Origin of the sequence: Aeromonas sp. S5(2024), from assembly GCF_041403025.1 — a bacterium.
Lineage (GTDB): Bacteria > Pseudomonadota > Gammaproteobacteria > Enterobacterales > Aeromonadaceae > Aeromonas > Aeromonas hydrophila.
Genome location: NZ_JBGLRI010000007.1, coordinates 102,198 through 123,296 on the forward strand (window position 1 = coordinate 102,198; position 21,099 = coordinate 123,296).

At 65.1% G+C, this 21,099-nt stretch carries 16 protein-coding genes; 8 read left to right on the forward strand and 8 right to left on the reverse strand.

Translation table 11 applies throughout. The features are described 5' to 3' along the window. Nucleotides 1–65 precede the first annotated feature (65 nt). The gene (locus tag ACB032_RS14690) at nt 66–1,451 is read right to left on the reverse strand and encodes a tryptophanase (protein ID WP_371138190.1); all 1,386 of its coding nucleotides are present in this window, start codon (nt 1,449–1,451) and stop codon (nt 66–68) included. 470 nt (nt 1,452–1,921) lie between these two features. On the opposite strand from ACB032_RS14690, the gene ACB032_RS14695 reads away from it, so the two are divergent. The 3 genes from ACB032_RS14695 to ACB032_RS14705 all read left to right on the forward strand — a co-directional run bounded on the left by ACB032_RS14695 (nt 1,922) and on the right by ACB032_RS14705 (nt 5,011). Beyond that, nucleotides 1,922–2,086: a DUF2256 domain-containing protein gene (locus ACB032_RS14695; RefSeq protein WP_224480362.1), complete on the forward strand. Its 165-nt coding sequence runs from the start codon at nt 1,922–1,924 to the stop codon at nt 2,084–2,086. After that, nucleotides 2,086–3,606, forward strand: a complete 1,521-nt coding sequence (locus ACB032_RS14700; protein WP_371138191.1) for a cryptochrome/photolyase family protein — start codon at nt 2,086–2,088, stop codon at nt 3,604–3,606. Before ACB032_RS14695 ends, ACB032_RS14700 begins: the two co-directional genes overlap by 1 nt. Before the next feature lie 151 nt (nt 3,607–3,757). Beyond that, the gene (locus tag ACB032_RS14705; RefSeq protein ID WP_044799873.1) at nt 3,758–5,011 is read left to right on the forward strand and encodes a D-amino acid dehydrogenase; all 1,254 of its coding nucleotides are present in this window, start codon (nt 3,758–3,760) and stop codon (nt 5,009–5,011) included. Nucleotides 5,012–5,105: 94 nt separating this feature from the next. Here ACB032_RS14705 and ACB032_RS14710 read toward each other — a convergent pair whose 3' ends face one another. Further along, complete coding sequence (locus tag ACB032_RS14710) at nt 5,106–5,798, reverse strand: TetR/AcrR family transcriptional regulator (protein WP_371138192.1); 693 nt, start codon at nt 5,796–5,798, stop codon at nt 5,106–5,108. Between the two features lie 166 nt (nt 5,799–5,964). Between ACB032_RS14710 and ACB032_RS14715 the strand changes: the two genes are divergently transcribed. After that, entirely contained in the window at nt 5,965–7,899 is a 1,935-nt protein-coding gene (locus ACB032_RS14715; RefSeq protein WP_371138193.1) for an amidohydrolase, read from the forward strand. 42 nt (nt 7,900–7,941) lie between these two features. Here ACB032_RS14715 and ACB032_RS14720 read toward each other — a convergent pair whose 3' ends face one another. After that, entirely contained in the window at nt 7,942–9,069 is a 1,128-nt protein-coding gene (locus ACB032_RS14720) for an HPP family protein (protein WP_371138194.1), read from the reverse strand. A gap of 284 nt (nt 9,070–9,353) precedes the next feature. Between ACB032_RS14720 and ACB032_RS14725 the strand changes: the two genes are divergently transcribed. Continuing rightward, complete coding sequence (locus ACB032_RS14725; RefSeq protein WP_371138195.1) at nt 9,354–10,475, forward strand: glycosyltransferase family 9 protein; 1,122 nt, start codon at nt 9,354–9,356, stop codon at nt 10,473–10,475. Nucleotides 10,476–10,562: 87 nt separating this feature from the next. On the opposite strand, the gene metE is transcribed toward ACB032_RS14725, so the two are convergent. After that, nucleotides 10,563–12,827 (reverse strand): 5-methyltetrahydropteroyltriglutamate--homocysteine S-methyltransferase, encoded by a 2,265-nt coding sequence (gene metE, locus ACB032_RS14730; protein WP_371138196.1) that lies wholly within the window; start codon nt 12,825–12,827, stop codon nt 10,563–10,565. Between the two features lie 182 nt (nt 12,828–13,009). Between metE and ACB032_RS14735 the strand changes: the two genes are divergently transcribed. Further along, entirely contained in the window at nt 13,010–13,930 is a 921-nt protein-coding gene (locus tag ACB032_RS14735; RefSeq protein ID WP_371138197.1) for a LysR substrate-binding domain-containing protein, read from the forward strand. A gap of 150 nt (nt 13,931–14,080) precedes the next feature. On the opposite strand, the gene ACB032_RS14740 is transcribed toward ACB032_RS14735, so the two are convergent. The 3 genes from ACB032_RS14740 to ACB032_RS14750 all read right to left on the reverse strand — a co-directional run bounded on the left by ACB032_RS14740 (nt 14,081) and on the right by ACB032_RS14750 (nt 18,303). Next, nucleotides 14,081–14,887, reverse strand: coding sequence for a siderophore ferric iron reductase (locus ACB032_RS14740; RefSeq protein ID WP_371138198.1), 807 nt, complete (start codon nt 14,885–14,887; stop codon nt 14,081–14,083). 38 nt (nt 14,888–14,925) lie between these two features. After that, nucleotides 14,926–17,070 carry a TonB-dependent siderophore receptor gene (locus ACB032_RS14745; protein WP_371138199.1) on the reverse strand — a complete coding sequence of 715 codons (2,145 nt, stop codon included), beginning with the start codon at nt 17,068–17,070 and terminating at the stop codon, nt 14,926–14,928. Between the two features lie 255 nt (nt 17,071–17,325). Then, nucleotides 17,326–18,303 (reverse strand): helix-turn-helix domain-containing protein, encoded by a 978-nt coding sequence (locus tag ACB032_RS14750; RefSeq protein ID WP_371138200.1) that lies wholly within the window; start codon nt 18,301–18,303, stop codon nt 17,326–17,328. A gap of 197 nt (nt 18,304–18,500) precedes the next feature. On the opposite strand from ACB032_RS14750, the gene ACB032_RS14755 reads away from it, so the two are divergent. Further along, entirely contained in the window at nt 18,501–19,241 is a 741-nt protein-coding gene (locus ACB032_RS14755) for an SDR family oxidoreductase (protein WP_371138201.1), read from the forward strand. A 115-nt stretch (nt 19,242–19,356) separates the two neighbouring features. Here the strand turns inward: ACB032_RS14755 and ACB032_RS14760 are convergent, their stop codons facing one another. Continuing rightward, a complete protein-coding gene (locus ACB032_RS14760) occupies nt 19,357–20,262 on the reverse strand; it encodes a LysR family transcriptional regulator (protein ID WP_011705820.1) in 906 nt (301 codons plus the stop codon). A 101-nt stretch (nt 20,263–20,363) separates the two neighbouring features. On the opposite strand from ACB032_RS14760, the gene ACB032_RS14765 reads away from it, so the two are divergent. Then, a complete protein-coding gene (locus ACB032_RS14765) occupies nt 20,364–21,002 on the forward strand; it encodes an NAD(P)-dependent oxidoreductase (protein WP_371138202.1) in 639 nt (212 codons plus the stop codon). The last annotated feature ends 97 nt before the right edge of the window (nt 21,003–21,099 follow it).

Here is a 21,099-nt window from a genome sequence, read left to right on the forward strand (position 1 = left end):
GCGGGGGCTTTTGTTGTTTAGCCTTGTGAACAAATCCGCTGGCTACGACGCCAAAGTGCTGGCAATCAGACCGGCTTGAGCCGCGCGGTGAAGTGGCGCAGCAGCGGCGGCTCGTAGTCAAAGGTGAGCCCGCGAATGTCGCTGGCCCGCGCTTTCACCGCGATCAGGCAGTCGGCCACATAGTCCATGTGATCCCGAGTGTAGACCCGGCGCGGAATGGTGAGGCGCAACAGCTCGAAGTCCGCCGCCTCCTGCTTGCCGGTAGTGGGATCGCGCCCGAGCAGCAGGGAGCCTATCTCCACCCCGCGCACGCCCCCTTCCAGATAGAGATCGCAGGCAAGCGCATGGGCCGGGAACTGCTCAGCCGGAATATGGGGCAGCAGCTTTTTGGCATCGACAAACACCGCATGACCGCCAGTGGGGGTCTGGATGGGGATGCCCGCCTCGGCCAGCCGCTCGCCCAGATAGGCTACCTGACTGATGCGATAAGTCAGATACTCCTCATCCATCCCCTCGCGCAGGCCGATGGCGAGCGCCGCCATGTCCCGTCCGGCGAGGCCACCGTAGGTGACAAACCCTTCCATCGCCACGCAGCGCACCTGCACCGCGCGAAACAGGTCGAGATCTTCCTTGAAACAACAGAGCCCGCCGATATTGACCAGCCCGTCCTTCTTGGCGGACATGGTGAAGATGTCCCCCAGCGCAAACATCTGGCGCACTATCTCCTTGATGCTGCGCTTGGCATAAGCCGGGTCCCGTTCCTTGATAAACCAGGCGTTCTCAGCAAAGCGGGCGGCATCGATCACCACCGGAATATGGTGGCGACGGGCCAGCTCGGAGACCGCCTCCATATTGGCCATGGAGACCGGCTGGCCACCGGCGCTGTTGCAGGTGACCGTGATGATGATGCCGGCCACGTTGTCGGCCCCCAGGGTCTCGATGGTGTCGGTCAGGCGAGGGAGATCAAAATCCCCCTTCCAGGCGTAGGGGGCCGTGGTGTCTAGGGCCTTCGGGGTGAGCAGGTTGATGGCCCGCGCCCCAGCCAACTCCACGTGGGCCTTGGTGGTGTCGAAGTGGTAGTTGGAGATGAAGACCGGCGCCTTGCCCCGGCAGCGCTTGACCAGCTCGGGGAAGAGGATCTGCTCCGCCCCGCGCCCCTGGTGGGTGGGCATCACATGCTGATAGCCAAAGATCTCGCGCACCGCACGCTCCAGCTCGACGAAGTTGCGGCTGCCCGCATAGGCTTCGTCCCCCATCATGATGCCGGCCCACTGACGGTCGGACATGGCACCGGTGCCGCTGTCAGTCAGCAGATCGATATAGACGTCCTCGGCCAGCAGCAGGAAGGGGTTCCAGCCAGCGGCCTCGAGGGCGGCGCGGCGCTCGGCGCCAGTGGTCTGTTTGATGGGCTCGACCATCTTGATACGAAACGGCTCGGGTATACGACGCATAAAAGACTCCTCACCGGCGCAAGGCCAGTGTGTTTGAAATCGGGATTGGCAAAGAGGCCGGGGCGATCAGAGTCGTCCGGCTGACAAATTCAAACGGCGGGTGCCGCCAATCAGCGGTGAGGAAAGTCGAGGGTCAGAATGGGATCCCGGGTGTACCAGTGGGCGAGCAGGCAAGCTGCCCGGGGCGTAGCTGTCATGATTGGCATCACTCCCCTCCATGTCGGTTGTAAACAGTCGGTGGCCAATAAGATCCATTGATGGGTGCTGCCAGCGGGCAGCCTCGCCACGTTAACGGCAGGTTAATTGGCAGACAAGAGGCGCACCGCCGGGCTGTGCGCCTGCTCACAAAGCATCCATTCACTTGGCCCGATACCGGCAACGGTGATCCCACCCGCACCCCGCTTCGTTAAGCTGTTATCCCGTTGACTTGACCCTGTTCACGCACCTCGTTGCCCACAGCCGGAAGACCCATGCATCGCAAAGCCCATCTGCCCGAGAAGATCTGCCCCGTCTGCCAACGCCCCTTCAGCTGGCGGCGCAAGTGGGCGCGCAGCTGGGAGGAGGTTCGCTACTGCAGCGAACGCTGTCGCCACGCTCGTCATAGCAGTCATCAACATAACGGGGAGCCAGTCTGATGGAGCTGCGCCTTGTGCTCGGCGATCAGCTGAACGCTGGTCACAGCTGGTTTCGCACCCCGGATCCGGCGGTCTGCTATCTGATGGCGGAGCTGCGCCAGGAGACCGACTACTGCCGCCACCATCGCCAGAAGGTGCTGGCCTTCTTTGCCGCCATGCGCGCCTTCGCGGCGGCCCTTGGCAAGGCGGGCCACCGCGTCTGTTACCTGACCCTTGATGAGAGCGCCCGCTGGCCCGACTTGCCTACCCTGCTGGCAGCTCAGATCGCGGCGCATCAGGCCGACAGCGTTGCCTGGCAGAGCCCGGACGAGTGGCGCCTCGCCAGCCAGTTGAAAAGCTGGGCGGCGGGCCTCGCCATCCCTGCCACCGAGGTGGATAGCGAACATTTTCTCACCCCCCGCGATGGCTGGCAGCGCTACCCCCACAGCCGGATGGAGTTCTTCTACCGCGCCCTGCGAAAGCAATACAGGGTGCTGCTCGATGAGAGCGGCCAGCCCCTTGGCGGGCGCTGGAACTTTGATGACGAGAACCGCGCCAAATTGCCGGCGAGCCAGCCCATCCCGGCGCCCCTCACCTTTGCCAACGAAGTGAGCGACATCGATGCCATGCTGATCCGCCACGGGGTCAGTACCATCGGCGAGGCGGATGCCAGCAGCCTGCCCTGGCCCATCAGCCGGCGCCAGAGTCGCGAGTTGCTGGCCCATTTTCTGGCGCACTGCCTGCCCCACTTTGGCCGCTATCAGGATGCCCTGAGCGAACGGGGCTGGAGCCTGTTTCACAGCCGCCTGTCGTTTTCCCTCAACAGCAAGATGCTCCACCCGCTCGAGGTGATCCGCGCCGCCGAAGCCCACTGGCAGGCCAATCAGGGCACTATCACCCTGGCGCAGGTGGAAGGGTTTATCCGCCAGATCCTCGGCTGGCGCGAATTCGTGCGCGCCCTCTACTGGGAGAAGATGCCCGACTATCGGCGCACCAATTTTCTCGGGGCCGAGCGGCCGCTGCCCGGTTTTTTCTGGAGCGGTGAAACAAACATGGCCTGCATGCGCCACGCCATTGGCCAGTCTCTGGAGCACGCCTACGCCCACCATATCCAGCGGCTGATGGTGACCGGCAACTTTGCCCTGCTGGCGGGGATCGATCCTGACGAGGTGGATGCCTGGTATCTCGGCATCTATGTGGATGCCATCGAGTGGGTGGAGTTGCCCAACACCCGCGGCATGAGCCAATTTGCCGACGGCGGCCTGATGGGCAGCAAGCCCTACGCCAGCAGCGGCGCCTATCTCGAGCGGATGGGCCACTACTGCAAGGGGTGCCACTATCAGGTCAAAGCCCGCAGCGGCGATGGGAGTTGCCCCTTCAACAGCCTCTACTGGCACTTTTTGTGGCGCAACCGGGACAAACTTGGCAGCAATCCTCGCCTCGCCCTGCCCTATGCCAACTGGGATGGCCAAGCCGCCGAACAGCAGCACGCCATCCTGACGACGGCGGAGCAGTACCTGATCCGGCTGGAGCAGCTCTGACTGCCACATCTAATGCCAGCAAGTCCACACTTTTCAACATTGAAAACCAGTTAAATAAATGTAAATAGATATATATCCCAATTATATCTACACCAGTTGAATATCCTGTGGCGGCTGATTAAGGTGAGGGCCCCAGTCAAGGAGAGACAAGATGGACATAGTGGTACTCGGTGGTGGCGTGGTCGGCGTGACCAGCGCCTGGTATCTGGCCAAGGCGGGTCACAAGGTGACACTGCTGGAGCGACGTGACGGGGTGGCCCTTGAAACCAGCCACGCCAATGCCGGCCAGATCTCCCCCGGTTACGCGGCCCCCTGGGCGGCCCCCGGCATTCCCCTCAAGGCCGCCAAGTGGCTGCTGCAAAAGCATGCCCCCTTCACGGTGCGACCGACCTCGGATCCCTTCCAGCTGCGCTGGATGCTGAAGATGTTTGCTAACTGCACCCCGGCGGCCTATGCGGTCAACAAGGGGCGCATGGTGCGGCTGGCCGAATACAGCCGCGACTGCATGAAGCTGCTGCGCGACGAGCTGAGCATCGATTATGAAGGGCGCCAGCTCGGCACCCTGCAGCTGTTTCGCAGTCAGGCCCAGCTTGATGCCAGCAAGCGCGACATCGAGGTGCTGGAAGAGTACGGCGTGCCCTACCAGTCCCTCGATGCCGCAGGCTGTGAAGGGGCAGAGCCGGCGCTGGCCCGGGTACGCGGCAAGATAGTGGGCGGCCTGCGCCTGCCGGGCGATGAGACCGGCGACTGCTTCCGCTTCACCAAGGCCATGGCAGCGGAAGCGCAGCGACTGGGGGTCAAGTTCGTGTTCAACTGCGCCATCGACGAGATCGAGCTGGCGCAGGGACGCGCCGTGGCGGTGCGGGCCGGTGAGCAGCGCTTCAAGGCCGACGCCATCGTCTGTGCCCTCGGCAGCTATGCCACCGGGTTCCTGCGCCCGCTCGGCCTCGATCTGCCCGTCTACCCGGTCAAGGGCTACTCCCTCACCCTGCCGATGGTCAACGCCGAGGCCTCGCCGCGCAGTACCGTGCTGGACGAAACCTACAAGGTGGCCATCACCCGCTTCGATGAGCGGATCCGGGTGGGCGGCATGGCGGAGCTGTCGGGCTACAACCTGGCCCTCAACCCGAAACGGCACGATACCCTGGCCATGGTGGTCGGCGATCTCTTCCCCGAGGGGGGCGACATCAGCCGCGCCGACTTCTGGACCGGGCTGCGCCCCATGACGCCGGACGGCACCCCGCTGGTGGGCCCAAGCCCCATCCCCGGGCTCTGGCTCAACACCGGCCACGGCACCCTGGGCTGGACCATGGCGGCGGGCTCGGGCCAGCTGCTGTGCGATCTCATCAGCGGCAGCGACACCGCCATCAGCGACGAAGGGCTCACCCTAGCCCGCTACGGCTAGACTTGTCCTGCATCTCTTCCCGTTTCATCCCAAAGAGGGAGTGCCTGGCACTCCCTCTTGTTTTGACTCCAGTTTGTTTTGACCGCAGTGCGGTTTATTCAGCCTCTGCCGCCGCACCGCCCGGCATCAGGGTGGGCAAGGCCTGCCACACCCGGGCGGGATCCGGCTCGGCGATGGCGCTTGCCACCAGTTGCTGCAGCCAGTGGCGATGGAGCAGCCAGATGGGATCCCCCAGGCGCCCCTGCTCCTTGGCGCACTGCTTGACCACATCCGCCGTCCGGTAGAAGTAGCGGATCAGGCTGGTGAGCTCGGGTTCGGGCCAGCGGCAGCCAAAATGGCGCAGCCGTTCGTGCCAGAATGCCAGCTGACCGCGCTCGTGCTCCTGCTCGAGCCCGTGCAGGGCCGGGATGAGATCCATCGCCTGCCACAGGGCCCCGTAGCCGACGAAGCGCTCATCCAGTGCGTCCAGCGCCTGATCCAGCATCGCCAGGGTCTGCGGCCAGTCGTCGGCCTGCTGGCGGATCGCCGCCTGCGCCTCGCACACCGCCGCCAGCCAGTCCATCGCCAGCCGGCAGATGATCGCCTCCTTGTTGGGATAGAGGTGATAGAGCGACTTGATGCCCACCCCGGCGCGGGCGGCGATGGCATTGGTGTTGAGCGCCGCGAACCCCTGCTCCCGCAGCAGCACCAGGGTGGCCTGCTCGATGCGGGTCGCTACCTCCTGACTGCGCTGCTGCCGCGGCTGACGCCGCATGCAGAGCCCCTCTGGCAATGCGTGTTCCGCCATTGCGTCTTTCCCTCCATGGTCACCGAGTCTCATCACTACATGATGAGACAGACTCAACACAAGTCAAAAAAAGTGCAGTAATCACTGGCATTTTCCGGCACAGCTGCAATAAACAACTGTGCTCATATTTGCAGTAATCACTGCAATCATACAAGGAGAGCACGCAATGGATGGCAAACAACACAACCACCGCCGGGGGCTTGTCGCCCTGCTGATGACAGTCCTGCTCGGCGGCTGCCAGCAGGACAACCGCTCGCAGGAACCGACCAGCACCCTCTACTTCAACGGCAAGATTCACACCCAGGACGACCAGCGCAGCCTGGCCGAGGCCATGGTGGTCGAGGATGGCAAGTTCCGCTACGTCGGCTCGCGCCAGGGGGCCGAATCCTTCATGACCAACGCCACCCGCCAGGTGGATCTGCAGGGGCGCATGGTGCTGCCGGGGCTGCACGACAACCACATCCACCTGCTCGGCACCGTGGCCCTGCCCATGTGCGATCTGGATGGTCAGGCCGTCGATCTCGATCAGCTGGCTGCCAAGGTCAAGGCGTGTCTGCCCCGCTACGCCGCACAACCGGGCGAGTGGCTGGTGGTCAATCAGTGGTCCCCCTATGACGGCAATACCCCGACCGCCAGCCATGCCACCCTGCTGGCCGCCCTGGATGCCGTGGCGCCGGACAATCCGGTGGTGCTGCTCGGGGCGGACGGTCACGCCAGTGCCTACAACTCGCAGGCACTGGCCAGCGCCGAAGATCAGGATGGCAATCAGGTGGGCTTCAACCTCGGCACATTGGCGCCGGGCGGGGTGTTCGAGCGGTTCATCCCCTATGTGGACTTGACCAGCGGCGTCATCCGGGAGGGGGCCCGCAGCGCCATTCCGGTACCTGACAGCGGGGTGCTGAGCGCCAGCGACGAGCGGGCCGCCGCCCAGTACGAGCAGATCCTGCCGGCCATCGCCACCCTGATGGCCTCGCGCGGTATCACCGGCGTGCAGGACGCCTGTGCCACCGACTTCATCCGCCAGCGTCTGCTCAGCATGCAGGCACGGGGGCTGCTGCAGATGCGCATCACCGCCGCCACCTGCTTTCACGAGGATGACTACAGCGGCAAGCTGGACATCGAGGGGCACCTGACCAAGGCCACTCAGGTCAGAAGCGCCTTTGCCGGCAACCCGCTGATCAAGGCCGATGCGGTCAAGATCTTCCTCGACGGAGTGCTGGAGGGGGATCCCTTCACCACACCGCCTTTCCTGCCCAACGCCGGCATGCTGGAGAACTACCAGAACCCCCATCTGGCGCTGGATCCGGACAGCGGCCGGGTCACCATCACCGCCGACAGCGAAGACGCCGGCAGCAACGGCATCGTCAACTACCGGGAGGCGGATCTGAAGCGCTACGTCACCGCGCTGGACGGGGCCGGTTTTGGCATCCACATGCACAGCATCGGTGATCGCAGCACCCGGGTCGGGCTCGATGCGCTGGCCGCCGCCCGCGCCAGCAACGGCGATCGGGGCATCCCCCACACCCTGGCCCACCTGCAGGTGGTGCACCCGGACGATCAGCGTCGCCTTGGCGAACTCGGGCTCTACCTCACCTTCACCTACGCCTGGACCACACCCCAGCTTGCCTACGACATGCTGGTCACCCCCTTCATCCAGCCAACCAGGGCCGGCCAGTCCCTGAGCGAGGCGCTCTACGATCCGCTGGGCTATCTGCAGCAGGCCCTCTATCCGGTCGAGAGCAGCCGCAAGGCGGGCGCCATCCTGGTGGCGGGCAGCGACGCACCGGTCGACAGCCGGGATCCCCGCCCGTTTGAAAACATGGCCGCCGGCATCGTGCGGGCGGCCGGCAGCGACGATGCATTTCGCGCCAGCCAGCGCATCTCGCTCTCCGAAATGCTGGCCGCCTACACCATCAACGGTGCCAGGGCGGTGCGCCAGGGGGAGATCACCGGCTCCATCGAAGCGGGTAAATCCGCCGACTTCATCGTGCTCGACCGGGATCTGTTCGCCCTGGTCGAGGCCGGCACGCCGGAGCAGATTGCCGAAACCCGGGTCGAGCAGACCGTGTTTCAGGGCAACACCATCTACCCGGCCCCTTGAGCCAAGCCGCTGACAACAAAAAGGCCCCGCGAGGGGCCTTTCTTATGGACTGACCGGCGCGCCGGTTTCGCCCTGCGCCGGGTGCAGCGCCAGGTTGAACAGCGCTGCCACCATGTCCGACTGGGTCAGGATCCCCACCAGCTGCTCGCCATCCACCACCGGCATGTGGTGCAGGCCGCCATCGGAGAAGGCCCCCACCAGATCGTAGAGCGGCTGATAGCGGCGGGCGGTCGACACGTTGCGGGTCATCAGATCCGCGACTCGCAGCTCGGCCAGGTCCGCGACGCCTCGCGGCTGTTGCAACGCCCGGTCGATCATCAGGTCATGCAGGGTAATGATGCCGGTCAGCCGGCCGGCCTCGTCCACCACCGGCAGCGCCTTGACCTGATGGTGGGAGAGCAGTTGCCAGGCCGCCATGGCCGGCTGCTGCGCCTCTATCAGGATCAGATCCCGCGACATCACGTCCTGCACCCGCACCGTGCCCACCCTGGCCCGCAGCGCGTGCAGCTGGGCCTCCTGCAGCAGCGCCTGCAGATCCTGGCGGCTGATGTCGAGCAGCTCGCCGTGCTTTTCCAGCGCAAAGTCGATGTCCGCCGCCTGGGTCGCCACCCGCTCGCTCGGCTGGGGATCGGCGGTCTGGTGGCGGTTGGGCTGGGCCTGACCGCTGTTGGGGTAGCGCCGTCCCAGCAGCCGGTTGTAGCAGAGCGCCAGTAGCAGCAACAAGAGCGAGTTGAGCAACACCGGCAGCAGCACATAGCCGACCCCGAGCTGGCGGATCCCCTCGCCGCCGATGACCGCGGTCAAGGCCACGGCGCCGCCGGGCGGATGCAGGCTGCGGGTGAGAAACATGGCGGCGATGGCCAGCATCACGGCAAGGGCCGCAGCCAGCGCCGGATCCGCCACCAGGCTGGCACTCAGCACCCCCATCAGCGCCGAGACCCCGTTGCCCACCACGATGGACCAGGGCTGGGCCAGCGGGCTGGCGGGCGCGGCAAACAGCAGCACGGCGGAGGCCCCCATGGGGGCGATCAGCCAATGGACCTCAAGCCCCAGCCCCCACCGACACAAGAGGGCGGTACCCAGCAGCCCGACGAAGGCGCCCAGGGCGCCGTAACAACTCTCTTTGATACTGGTATTGGTGGATACCGGAAAAAAATCCCTGAACTGCATGGGGCTCCTGCGCGGATAACATTTATTTCAAATGCGCAATTTTAACGGTATCCCCTCGCCCAATACCACAGCCAGATGCAGCCAGCCCCTCTTATTTGGTGACGTGCGGCCTCATGGGAGTCATACCGCCATCCCTCTGCTCCCCGCGCTCGTCACAAAACTGTGATGCAGCAAGAAATTCTTACAAAAAAGCTGCTGACGGCCCCCTTTCCCCCTTCTCTTAACATTCGCTTAAGAATCGCAGTGTCATCTTGAGCTCATCTTCATGCACGGAGCCACTACTTATGAGCACCATCAGAGATGCCCTTCGCCGCTTCGACGGCCAGCGCCGCTGCTGGACCGCCGGGCTGGAGCGGGCCGCCCTCGCCTGGCTCGCGCGTCAAGGCCGACTGCCGGCAAGCAGCCAGCCTCCCCAGCGGATCCTGGTCATTCGCAGTACCTGCCGCATCGGCAACAACCTGTTTCTGCTGCCCTTTTTGCAAAAGGTGCGCAGCGCCCATCCCCACGCCGAGATTGAGCTGGTGTGCAGCGGCGGCCAGCTGCTCCCCTTTCTGGCCGATCTGCAACTGCAGCGCATTCATCCGGTCAAGCTGCAGGGCAAACGGCTGCTGGCCTCCCTGTCGGTGCTGTGGCGGCTGCGCCGTCAGCACTATGATCGGGTCTACGTGCCCTTTGCCTCCAGCACCGATCACCTGATCGCCGGCTGGGTGAAGGCGCGAGAGAAGCTGGGCTTTGACGATGCCAAGGGCGATGCCCTGTTCCCCCAGCCCCTCACCCCCAACCAACACTGCCATTACGCCCACCAGCCGCTGCAACTGCTCGGCATGCACGGCCATCTCGCCGATCAAATTGAGCTCGGCAGCTTGCTGCACAGTGCCAGCCCACGGCTGCTGACACTCAGGCACGACTACCCGGCGCGGCCGCTCATCGGCTTTTTCACCGGGGCCCGCAAGGGCAAGGGGCTCTCTCTGCCCCAGTGGCAACGATTGCTCGGGGATCTGCGCCGCCACTACCCCAGCACCCTGCTGATCCAGCTCGAGGATCCCGCCGATCCCCAGCCCCGGCTCGGGGACGTGCAGGTCTCCCTCGCCAGCCTGAGCGAGCTGGCCCGCTTTGCCGGCGGCCTCTCCCTCTTCGTCAGCGGCGACACCGGGCCGCTGCACCTGGCCGCCGCCAGCGGCGTGCCCTGCCTCGGCCTCTTTACCCAGACCGATCCCGCCCGCTACGGCTGCCTCGGCGCCCAGCACCTCAATCTGGTGATCGGTGATCGCAATGCCATCCCCCTCGATCACCATTGGCTGGCCGAGGCACTGGCGAGGGAACCCATGCCGCAGCAGCTGCCGAGCACCCCCTCGCCCGTCCCAGGCCCAGGGCTTGCCAGCGGCGCCTTTGTCGTCACCCTCTGAGGGGCGTCAACCAACCAAAAAAGAGGGAAGGCTTGCGCCTTCCCTCGTTCGTTATGCCCGTACTCTCTTGTTGTTTGCTGATGCTCTTCAGGCCAGTTCGGCGCGCAGCGCCTTGGTGGCATCGACCATCACCTTGAGGGCGGCCTCGGTCTCTTCCCAGCCGCGGGTCTTGAGGCCGCAATCCGGGTTGACCCACAGCCGCTCGGCCGGGATCTGCTTGGCCGCCTTGCGCAGCAGGCCTTCAATCCAGCTCTGGCTCGGCACATTCGGCGAGTGGATGTCGTAGACGCCCGGGCCGATTTCGTTGGGGTAGTTGAAGCGCTCGAACGCTTCGAGCAGCTGCATCTGGCTGCGGCTGGTCTCGATGGTGATCACGTCCGCATCCAGCGCCGCCACCGCCTCGATGATGAGGTTGAAGTCGCTATAGCACATGTGGGTGTGGATCTGGGTGCTGTCCGCCACCGGGCTTGCGCTCAGACGGAAGGCCCGCACCGCCCAGTCCAGATAAGCCTGGTGATCCTGCTTGCGCAGCGGCAGCCCTTCACGGATCGCCGGCTCGTCGATCTGGATGATCTTGATGCCGGCGGCTTCGAGATCTGCCACCTCGTCGCGAATGGCCAGGCCAATCTGCAGGGCGGACTGCTCGCGACTCACGTCTTCGCGCGGGAAGGACCAGCAGAGGATGGTCACCGGGCCGGTCAGCATGCCCTTGACCGGTTTGTCGGTCAGGCTCTGGGCAAACTGGGTCCACGCCAGGGTCATGGGGGTCGGTCGGTCGATGTCACGGGTGATCACCGGCGGCTTGACGCAGCGCGAGCCATAGCTCTGTACCCAGCCGAAACGGGTGATGGCAAAGCCGTCCAGCAGCTCACCGAAATACTCCACCATGTCGTTGCGCTCGGCCTCGCCGTGCACCAGCACGTCCAGCCCGATGGCCTCCTGGCGCAGGATGGCATCCTTGATCTGGGCCTGAATGCCCGCCTCGTAGGCCTGGTCGTCGATGCGACCGGCGCGCCAATCCTGGCGCAGCACCCGAATTTCCGAGGTCTGCGGGAAGGAGCCGATGGTGGTGGTCGGCAACAGCGGCAGCTTGAGATCCGAGCGCTGCGCCTCGGCCCGCACCGGGTAGGCGCTCTGGCGATCGAAATCGCTGTTGGTCAGGCTGGCCAGCCGTGACTGCACCGCCTTCTTGTGCACCCGACTGTCGGACTCCCGATCCACGATGGGCTGGCTGTAGGCAGTGATCTTGTCCAGCTCCCCGCCGTTGAGATGGTCAGCCAACAGCCCCAGCTCGTAGCATTTTTGCAGGGCGAAGGCGAACCAGCTGCGGGTCTGGGCATCCAGCTCCAACTCAAGGGTCAAGTCCACCGGGCTGTGCAGTAAGGAGCAGGAGGAGGCCACCCAGAGCCGCTCGCCAAGCTTATCCTTCAGCGATTTTAGAGCCGGTACCAGCTTGGCCAGGTTGGCACGCCAGACGTTGCGACCGTTGATGACCCCGGCCGAGATGACCCACTGGGCCGGCAGGTGCGGGACCAGGGTCTCCAGCTGCTCGGGCGCCGCCACCAGATCCAGGTGCAGGCCGTCCACCTTCAGGCTGGTGATGATGTCGCGCTGATGGGCAACAGAGCCGAAATAGGTAGTCAGCAGCAGCTTGCAGGGACCGGCCAGACGCTCATAGGCGTTGAGATAGGCGAGGCGCCACTCGTCCGGCAAGTCCAGCGCCAGCGCCGGCTCGTCGATTTGTACCCACTCCACCCCCTGGGCGGCCAGTTTCGCCAGGATCTCCTGATAGACGATGAGCAGGCGATCGAGCAGCTCGAGGCGGGAGAAGCCGCTCTCTTTCTCCTTGCCAAGCCAGAGGTAGGAGACCGGGCCCAGCAGCACCGCCTTGACCGGCAGCCCCAGTGCCTTGGCCTCTTCCACTTCGTCAAACAGCTGGCTCCAGCCCAGTTTGAAGCGCTGGTCGCGGCTGAACTCGGGCACCAGGTAGTGGTAGTTGGTGTTGAACCACTTGGTCATCTCGGCGGCGGCAGCGGCCGGGCCGGTCGGCGCACGGCCACGGGCGACCCGGAACAGGGTATCGAGGTCGGTGTCGCCATGGCGGTGGCGGGCGGGGATGGCATCCACCAGCAGGCTGGTGCCGAGCACCTGATCGTACCAGGCGAAGTCACCCACCGGCAGCAGGGTCACACCGGCCTGTTGCTGGGCCTGCCAGTGACGCTCACGCAGGCTCTTGCCGGTGGCGATGAGTTCGGCCTGGCTGGTCTCGCCGCGCCAGTAGGATTCGAGGGCAAATTTCAGCTCGCGCTTGGCGCCGATACGGGGAAAGCCCAGGGTGTGTGCGCAGGTCATAGGTTCCATTCCTTATGCTCATTCATCTGATGGTGAACTGGATGATTTAGCCATCCAGATGTTTACACATCCAAAATGACAAGATAAGGTGGCGTTGGCTATTGAATCCTTTTCAACTGGCTCTCAAGAAATTCTCAAGGCGGGCGCCAAGCCGCCGCCCAAGCACAACAAGGAGGGATACCATGGCGGTGTCAAGCAACCCGGGGATCGACATCAAGCACCTGAAGACGGTGAGCGCGCTGGCCGAGCAGGGCTCGCTGGCCGGGGCGGCGCTGACCCTCAACCTCACCCAGTCCGCCCTCTCCCACCAGCTAAAAGAGCTGGAGACCCGCCTCAATCTGGAGCTCTATCTGCGCAAAAGCCGCCCCCTGGTGCTGACCGCGGCCGGCAACCAGCTGCTGGGGCTGGCCCGCCAGGTGCTGCCGGCGCTGGCGCAGACCGAGAAACAGCTGCAGGCCCTGCACAGCGGCGACGCCGGTCGCCTCCACCTGGCGCTCGATTGCCACAGCTGCATCCAGTGGCTGCTGCCGCTGTTGCCCGCTTTTCGCCGCCAGTGGCCGGGGGTGGATCTGGAGGTGGAATCGGTGCCGGGCTTTGATGCCATCAGCGCCCTGCTCGGCGGCCAGCTCGACTTGCTGCTCACCTCGGACGTGCAGGCGCGCGGCGATCTCCACTTCGAGCCGCTGTTCGCCTTCGAGCTGGTGCTGGTGATGGCGCCGGACCACCCCCTCTGTGGGCAGCAGACCATCAAGCCTGAGGAGCTGCGCCCCGAGGTGCTGCTGGTCTACCCGGTGGAGCGGGCGCGGATGGACGTGTTCAGCCGCTTCCTGCAGCCGGCCGGTATCGAACCCGCCCGCTGCAAGCCGGTGGACAACACCTCCGTGATGCTGCAGATGGCAGCCGCCGGCCTGGGTGTCGCCGCCCTGCCGCGCTGGGCCTGCGAGGAGTTCGTGCGCCAGGGGCTGCTCGAGGCGCGCCCGCTCGCCGAGGGGGTGCGCCGCCACATGTATGGCGCCGTGCGCGCCGCCGACCGGGATCAAGCCTGTTTGCAGAGCCTGTTCGAGTGCATTCGCAGCAAGATGGGCGACGTAAGAGCGCAGTGACTTGCAAGAGAAGGGGGCTGCGCCGACCAGGATCATCAGAACCTGCTGACGGCAGAGCCTGTTCGGGCGCATTCGCAGCAAGATGGGCGACGTAAAAGCACAGTAAAAAGCCGCCTGAGGGCGGCTTTTCATCACGCAGGGCTTCTCTGTTCAAGCCCCTTCTTCACAGCTCGCCGCCCCCTGCCGCCGCGGGCAGTTGGCGCACAGGTCACCATCGCGGCGCTTGTAGTGCAGGCAGCAGCGCTGGCGCACATAACCGACCAAGCCGGCCGCTGGCGGCCAGGGCGCCAACTGCCAGCCCGTCAGGTGCTCGGCCGGCAGGCCGCAGGCGGCAAGCCAGTGCGGCGCATGGGCCGCCACCTCGGCGTGGCTTATCTCGTCAAAGAACGCCGGAACCCGCACCAGCGCTGCCAGCAGATCGTCCGCCAAGAGCGGCCGCACGAAACCGGGTCGCAGCCGCTGCACCTGCCCGAGCGCTGCGAACAGTGCCTGCCAATGGGCCTGCAGCCGCTCGCCCGCCACCTTGATCAAAAGCTCCAGCTCCCCCTTGATCATGGGCTCGGCCGGCAGGGTAAAGCCCGATACCAGCCCATCCTGATAGCCCTGGCCCAGCCTCTCCAGCGCCGGCACGGCCCGCAGCCGATAGACGGCCACCATGGCAAGATAGATGGATTGCCAGCAGAGCATGCCCCAGCTGCGGGTGAGCCAGTAGGCGGGGCCCGCCTCCGGATGGGCCAGCCGCCAATGCTCGTGCAGCGCGGCCGCCACCTCGGCCGGCGTGGCCTGTTCGGCCGTCGTCAACAGCGCCGCAGCCGAACCGGTCGCCACCAGCCGCCCCTTGAGGGACGGGATAAGCCCGGCGGCGGCCGCAAACAGAGCGCCGTGATCCGCCAGCGCCTGCAGATCCAGCTCACGCCGCGCCACCGGGCTGCGGACACGGCGGCTGGCGCCGCTCATGGGGTGAGAGTGTCCCGGGCGCGGCCCGGGACGCAGGGTCAGAATACGTATTTGAGTCGCGCCTCCACGCTGCGCTCGGCCCCGAACCAGCAGTTGTTCTGGTCGTAGCAGGAGTAGTAGGTCTTGTTGAACAGGTTGCTGGCGCTGAGTGACACCGCCACCCCTTGCAGACGCTGGCTGAGTTGGGCCAGATCGTAGGAGGCAGCCATGTCCATCAGCAGGTAGTCCGGCACGGTGTCGGTGTTGGCGGCATCAAGCTGGGCCTCCCCCACGTAGCGCAGGCCGGCCCCCAGGCGCGCTCCTTCCAGCGGGCCGGCCGGCAGGTAGTTGCTCCACAGCGAAGCCATTTGTTTCGGCACCCAGACCGGTGTCTTGCCCTGCAGGCTGGTGGTGTCGCGGGTGATCTCCATATCCTGACGGGTATAGCTCAGCGCCAGATCCCAGCGGCTGGTGAGATCGAGTCGCCCCTCCAGCTCGACCCCCTTGGAGACCATCTCGCCGGTCTGCAACTTGGGTCCGTAGACATTGTCCGGATCCGTCACCAGGGCATTTTGCTTGGTGATGTGGAAGACCGAAGCGGTAAAGGTTTTGCTCATGTCCTCGGAGAGGAACTTGAGCCCCCCCTCCCACTGCCGGCCGGTGGCCGGTTTGAACGCCTGGCCCTGCTTGTCCGCTCCCGCCACCGGTTCGAAACTCTCGGCATAACTCACATAGGGCGAGAGGCCGTGATCCAGCTCGTAGAGGGCACCGAGGCGCAGCGAGAGGTTGTCCTGATCAATCTGGGCCAGGGTGTTGCTCGCCGCCCCTTGATAGAGGGTCCGGCTGTCGGTGTCCATCCGGTAGCGGTCGTAGCGGGCGCCGCCGATGGCCACCAGCCGATCGAGGCGCACCTGATCCTGCAGGTAGAGGCCGCTCTGATACTGGCGGATGGTGCGGTTGTCCTGATAGTTGAAGCTGAGGGCCGCCGGCACTATCTGCTGGTGATTTGGGTTGAAGATGTCGATGGCCGGGGCAGAGTAGTCGAGAGTATCCCGGTAGAGAATGCGCGCATCCAGATACTGGTAATCGACCCCCAGCAGCAGGTTGTGCTGGGCCTTGCCGGTCTGCACCTTGCCCGCCAGCTGGTTGTCGATGACAAAGCCGCGAGACTCTTCATCGGTCAGGTAGGCGTTGCGGGCCAGGGTGCGGTGATCGGCCGCCAGCGCCGCGTTATAGGTGTTCTGCTGGTTGGCCGAGGCATCCATGTAGCGGGCGTTTTGCAGCAGCTGCCAGTTGGCGTTGAAGTCGTGGCTCAGCTTGTAGCCGAGCAGGGTCACCTCCCGGCTGTAGTGGTTCCAGTTTTCATCGCCAAGGAAGGTGTCGCTGCCCAACTGACCCAGCGGGTTGGATTTGACCGAGCCGCTGGCCGGCACCGTGGTGTAGATGCCGGCTTGCGGGTCTTTCTGGTAATAGAGGTTGAGGTTCAGCAGGGTGCGATCACTCAACTGCCAGTCGAGAGAGGGCGCCAGCACGTAGCGCTCCTCCTCTGAGGTCACCGCCTGGCCCTCTTTCTGGCGGGCCAGCCCCACCAGCCGATAGGCAAACTGATCGTTGAGGGCACCGGTGCTGTCGAGGGTCAGCTCCTTGAGGGTGCCCGTCCCGCTCGCCACGCTGACGCTGTGCCTGCTCTCCCGCTGGGGACGCTTGGCGATGAGGTTGACCATGCCGCCGGGGGGCATACTGCCGTAGAGCACGGAGGTGGGCCCCTTGAACACTTCCAACTGCTCGATGGCCACCGGATCGATCTGGGGCTGCAGGTTCCAGTCGTTGTACTGCAGCAGCAGGCCGTCGTAGAAGTTCTGGTAGTTGTCAAAGCCGCGGATGTTGAACAGATCCAGCCGGTTGACCGCCCCGCCCCGCAGCTCGGTGTTGACTCCAGGCACGTAGCGCAGCGCCTCGCTCACCGAGCTGACGCCGCGCTGTTCCAGGGCGTCACCCTCCACCACCGAAATGGCCTGGGGCGTCTCCAGGGGGTCGAGCCGGGTCTTGGTCGCGGTGTTGCGATAGGTCTCGCCGAGCACGGTCAGGGTCTCGTCGACCCGCGTCTGTGTCGGGCGCTCGGCAGCAGCTGCCTGCACAGGGCCAGCCAACAGGGCGGAGATAGTCGCGGCGACCAGGGTCAAAGGGGGGTGAGTGGCGTACATCTGATCCTCGAATGCAATGAGTGAATAGTAACAAATCTCATTTGCATTTTATTGGGTCATTTTGCCCTTGAATTAACAATTTGGGGCATGTTGGCACTGAAAAGGGAGAAAATGCGGCCACTCTGGCCCCATCCGGCAACCTCAACTGACGGCAGCAACGCAGGCGATGTCGAATGGATAGCAAAGCCTGGCGCAGCAAAAAGGGAAAGAGGGAATAGCAGCGCCCGGCATCCGCCGGGCAAGGGAATAGCCGTGTCAGAGAGGGGCGACGGGCAGCCAGTACTCCATGCGGGCATCCGGCTGGTTGCCGTCAAAATCGGGGGCGTAGCGCTCCAGCTCGAAACCGTCCACACCGCGATAGCCGGAGCTCGGCAGCCAGTGCAGGATGAACCAGTTGAGGGTCTGTCCCAGCTGGCTGACGGGGCCCACGTGACTTAGCACCGCGTAGGTCTGGGCCGGCACCGGGAGGTACGTCAGACCGGCGGGCAAACTGGCCCCCTCCTCCATCACGCTGCCCGCCCAGTAGGGGAGCGACTCGCCGGCACCAGCAACATCCACCACCCCCACCCGCTCCTGCCCGGGTGGCAAACCGCCCGCCGTGCGCAGGGCACGCCAGATGGCGGGCACCGTCTGTTGAAAGTCGGGGACGGCGGCAAACAGCCCGCGGATCTGCCCCTTCACTCCTTGCAGGATAAAGCCCGGCTGGCTCTCGATCCGTACCTGTATCAGCCTGGCAGGCATGGGCTGCGGCAGGGTAGCCCGCACCAGGGGGGTACGCAGCCCCAGCCGCAGACCCCGCTTGCGATAGGCCAGCGGCGAGCAGCCGAACTGCTGCTTGAAGGCGCGGCTGAAGCTCACCTCGGAGCCAAAACCGTAACAGAGCGCCAGATCCAGCACCCGCTGGCGACCAGAGAGCAGGGCCTCTGCCGCCTGGCTCAGCTTGAGCTCGCGCACATAGTGGGCCACCGTCAGCCCAGTCTCATGGAGGAACACCCGCTGCAACTGCCAGCGCGACCAGCAGCTCTGCTCCGCCAGCTCGGCCAGCGCCAGCGGCAGATCCAGGTTGGCGTGGATGTAATCGAGCACCCGCTCGATGCGGGTCAGCTGGCTGTGCGGCTGGGGCACGGCGCCCGGAATGGTGGACAAGATGGTCATGACGAGATCGGATCTGGGCTGTCGGCAAGGCGCTGCGCGCAAGGGCCCCATTAAACATGGCCGCGACCTTGGCGGCAAGCGCTGGCAGCGGCGCTCATCCCGGCCCCCTTGCCCAAGGCGTTGCCCGCCCCTTCGCGCCAGCGCGTCAAGCCAGCTTGGCAGACTGTCACAAAAGTGACGCGTTTGCCTGTCAGATTGTTTGAAAACAAATATATCAATTACCTCAAAAAGCCCATAAAGTCCTCGTTCGAATCTTTTATGCAGGGAGAGCCAAGATGAAGAAAGTTGCCTTGATCACCGGAGCCCGTGGCGGCATCGGATCCGCCATCACCACCGCCTTGCTGGCCCAGGGGTATCGCATCATCGCCACCCACTCCAGCCCCAACGGGGCGGCGGCGCACGACTGGTACGGGGAGCAGGGTTTTCGGCCGGATCAGGTGCGGCTGCTGGCGCTGGACGTCGCCGACACCGCCATGTGCCGCGACACCCTGGGCCGATTGCTGCAGGATGAGGGGCGGGTGGACGTGCTGGTCAACAATGCCGGCATCACCCGGGACGGGGCCTTCAAGCGGATGACCCCGGAGCAGTGGTTCGAGGTGATCCACACCAACCTGTGCAGCCTCTACAACGTGACCCAGCCGCTGTTCGACGCCATGTGCGAGCAGCGCGATGCCCGCATCATCAACATCTCCTCGGTCAATGGCCAGAAGGGGCAGTTCGGCCAGGTCAACTACTCGGCCGCCAAGGCGGGCATGCTGGGCTTTACCAAGGCGCTGGCAGCGGAAGGAGCCCGCTTCGGGGTGACGGTCAACGCCATCGCCCCCGGCTACACCGCCACCCCCATGGTGGAGGCGATCCGCACCGACATCCTCGACAGCATCAAGGCCGACATCCCCATGCGCCGGCTGGCCAAGCCGGAGGAGATCGCCGCCGCCGTGGTGTTTCTTGCCAGCGAGGCGGGTGCCTATATCACCGGCGGGACCCTGGCCATCAACGGCGGCCTCTACATGAAGTGAGGCCGGGCCTGTTTTCACCGGCATGGCATCGACAGAGGGCAGCCCGCGGGCTGCCCTCTTTGTTTGATTCTTGTTTTGCTCCGGCCAACCGGAACGGCCTTCTTACTTGCCCGGACTACGGGCGTGTCGCCGCCGCCCCCACCGGCTCGGCGAAGTGGCTGCGCAGGGCAGCGATCACCCGGCGCACCTTCTCCGGGATCTCCCGCTGCGGGGTGATGGCGTGGATCTCCATGGGTGGCACCCGAAAGCCCGGCAGCAGTTCCAGCAGGCGACCCGAGGCGAGATCGTCGGCGATCTCCCCCTCCGGCTGCAGCGACACCCCCTGCCCCGCCAGGGTGAACTGGCGCAGCGGCAGCACGTTGTTGCACACCACCCGCGGCTTGGGCTTGACCCTGTGCCCCTGCCCCTTCTCGTCGAAGAAGGTCAGGCCGCCGCTCAGCATATCGGCGGCCAGCCAGTCGTGATCCAGCAGCGCCTCCGGGCTGCGCGGGGTGCCCTTGCGCGCCAGATAAGCCGGCGAGGCGCACAGCAACATCCGGGTCTGGCCCAGCTTGCGCGCCACCAGGGTGGAGTCCGAGAGCGTACCGACCCGCAGTGCCACGTCGATGCGCTCGGCGATGAGATCCCGCTTCTCGTCGTCGGCGATGATCTGGATGCACAGTCCGGGGTGAGCCTGCAGCAACGGCGAGAGCGCCCGCGCCAGCGGCTGGCCGGCCATTCCCACCGGGGCGGTGATCCGCACTTCACCGAGCAGGCTGTCACGCACCTCCGAGAGGCGCAGCTCGGTCTGGTTGAGGGTCTGCTGCAAAGACTGGCACCCCTGCCACACCACCTCTCCCGCCTCGGTCAGGTTGAGGCGGCGGGTGGAGCGGTGCAGCAGAGTGAGGCCGAGCAGGCTCTCCAGCTGGCTGATATGCTGACTGACGGCGGAGGGTGTCATGCCGAGGGCCTTGGCGGCGCCGGTCATGCTGCCCGCCTCGACCACGGCGGCGAAGATGGCGTAACGCTTGAGCTGTTCCATTATTAAATCCAGCTTATAAGTGAATGCAATTTGCAATGGATTATTAAATCACATTCGGGGGCGTAGGATAGCCCCATTCCAACAGTGAAGGAGAATCTCCCATGAAAATTGCCCTGATCGGTGCCAGCGGTTTTGTCGGTACAGCCATCCTCAACGAAGCCATCAGCCGCGGCCATCACGTCACCGCCATCGTGCGTGACGTGAGCAAGGTCGCCGCCCACCCGCAGGTCACCGCCGTGGCGGTGGATGCCCAGGACAGCCAGGCGCTGGCCAAGGTGCTCAAGGGGCACGATCGGGTGATCAGTGCCTACAACCCGGGCTGGACCGCCCCGGACATCTACGATCAGTACCTCAAGGGGGCCAGCGCCATCGTGGCCGCCGCCGTCGCGGCCAACAGCTGGCTGCTGGTGGTCGGCGGTGCCGGCAGTCTGGAAGTTGCCCCGGGCGTGCAACTGGTGGATACCCCGGAATTCCCGGCCGAGTGGAAACAGGGGGCCCTGGCCGCCCGCGACGGCCTCACCGCCCTGCGCCGTGAAACCGCCCTCGACTGGCGTTTCGTCTCCCCGCCCGTGTTCCTGGAACCCGGCGAGAAGCGCGGCGGCTACCGGCTCGGTGCCGATCAGGTGCTGTTCAGCGGTGAACAACCGGCCGGGATCACGGTCGGCGATCTGGCCGACGGCGTGCTCAACGAAGCGGAAAAACCGGCCCACCTGCGCCAGCGCTTCACCCTGGGTTACTGAGCCTGAGCCAGGCACCACACAGGGCCGTAGCGCCCGTTACACAAAGGGAGGCATCAGCCTCCCTTTTTGCATCTCTGTATTTGGGCATCTCTGCATT

Coding starts and splice junctions, on each gene's coding strand:
- ACB032_RS14690 (WP_371138190.1), bottom strand. CDS start 1,451: ATGCGTCGTATACCCGAGCCGTTTCGTATCAAGATGGTCGAGCCCATC.
- ACB032_RS14695 (WP_224480362.1), top strand. CDS start 1,922: ATGCATCGCAAAGCCCATCTGCCCGAGAAGATCTGCCCCGTCTGCCAA.
- ACB032_RS14700 (WP_371138191.1), top strand. CDS start 2,086: ATGGAGCTGCGCCTTGTGCTCGGCGATCAGCTGAACGCTGGTCACAGC.
- ACB032_RS14705 (WP_044799873.1), top strand. CDS start 3,758: ATGGACATAGTGGTACTCGGTGGTGGCGTGGTCGGCGTGACCAGCGCC.
- ACB032_RS14710 (WP_371138192.1), bottom strand. CDS start 5,798: ATGGCGGAACACGCATTGCCAGAGGGGCTCTGCATGCGGCGTCAGCCG.
- ACB032_RS14715 (WP_371138193.1), top strand. CDS start 5,965: ATGGATGGCAAACAACACAACCACCGCCGGGGGCTTGTCGCCCTGCTG.
- ACB032_RS14720 (WP_371138194.1), bottom strand. CDS start 9,069: ATGCAGTTCAGGGATTTTTTTCCGGTATCCACCAATACCAGTATCAAA.
- ACB032_RS14725 (WP_371138195.1), top strand. CDS start 9,354: ATGAGCACCATCAGAGATGCCCTTCGCCGCTTCGACGGCCAGCGCCGC.
- metE (WP_371138196.1), bottom strand. CDS start 12,827: ATGACCTGCGCACACACCCTGGGCTTTCCCCGTATCGGCGCCAAGCGC.
- ACB032_RS14735 (WP_371138197.1), top strand. CDS start 13,010: ATGGCGGTGTCAAGCAACCCGGGGATCGACATCAAGCACCTGAAGACG.
- ACB032_RS14740 (WP_371138198.1), bottom strand. CDS start 14,887: ATGAGCGGCGCCAGCCGCCGTGTCCGCAGCCCGGTGGCGCGGCGTGAG.
- ACB032_RS14745 (WP_371138199.1), bottom strand. CDS start 17,070: ATGTACGCCACTCACCCCCCTTTGACCCTGGTCGCCGCGACTATCTCC.
- ACB032_RS14755 (WP_371138201.1), top strand. CDS start 18,501: ATGAAGAAAGTTGCCTTGATCACCGGAGCCCGTGGCGGCATCGGATCC.
- ACB032_RS14760 (WP_011705820.1), bottom strand. CDS start 20,262: ATGGAACAGCTCAAGCGTTACGCCATCTTCGCCGCCGTGGTCGAGGCG.
- ACB032_RS14765 (WP_371138202.1), top strand. CDS start 20,364: ATGAAAATTGCCCTGATCGGTGCCAGCGGTTTTGTCGGTACAGCCATC.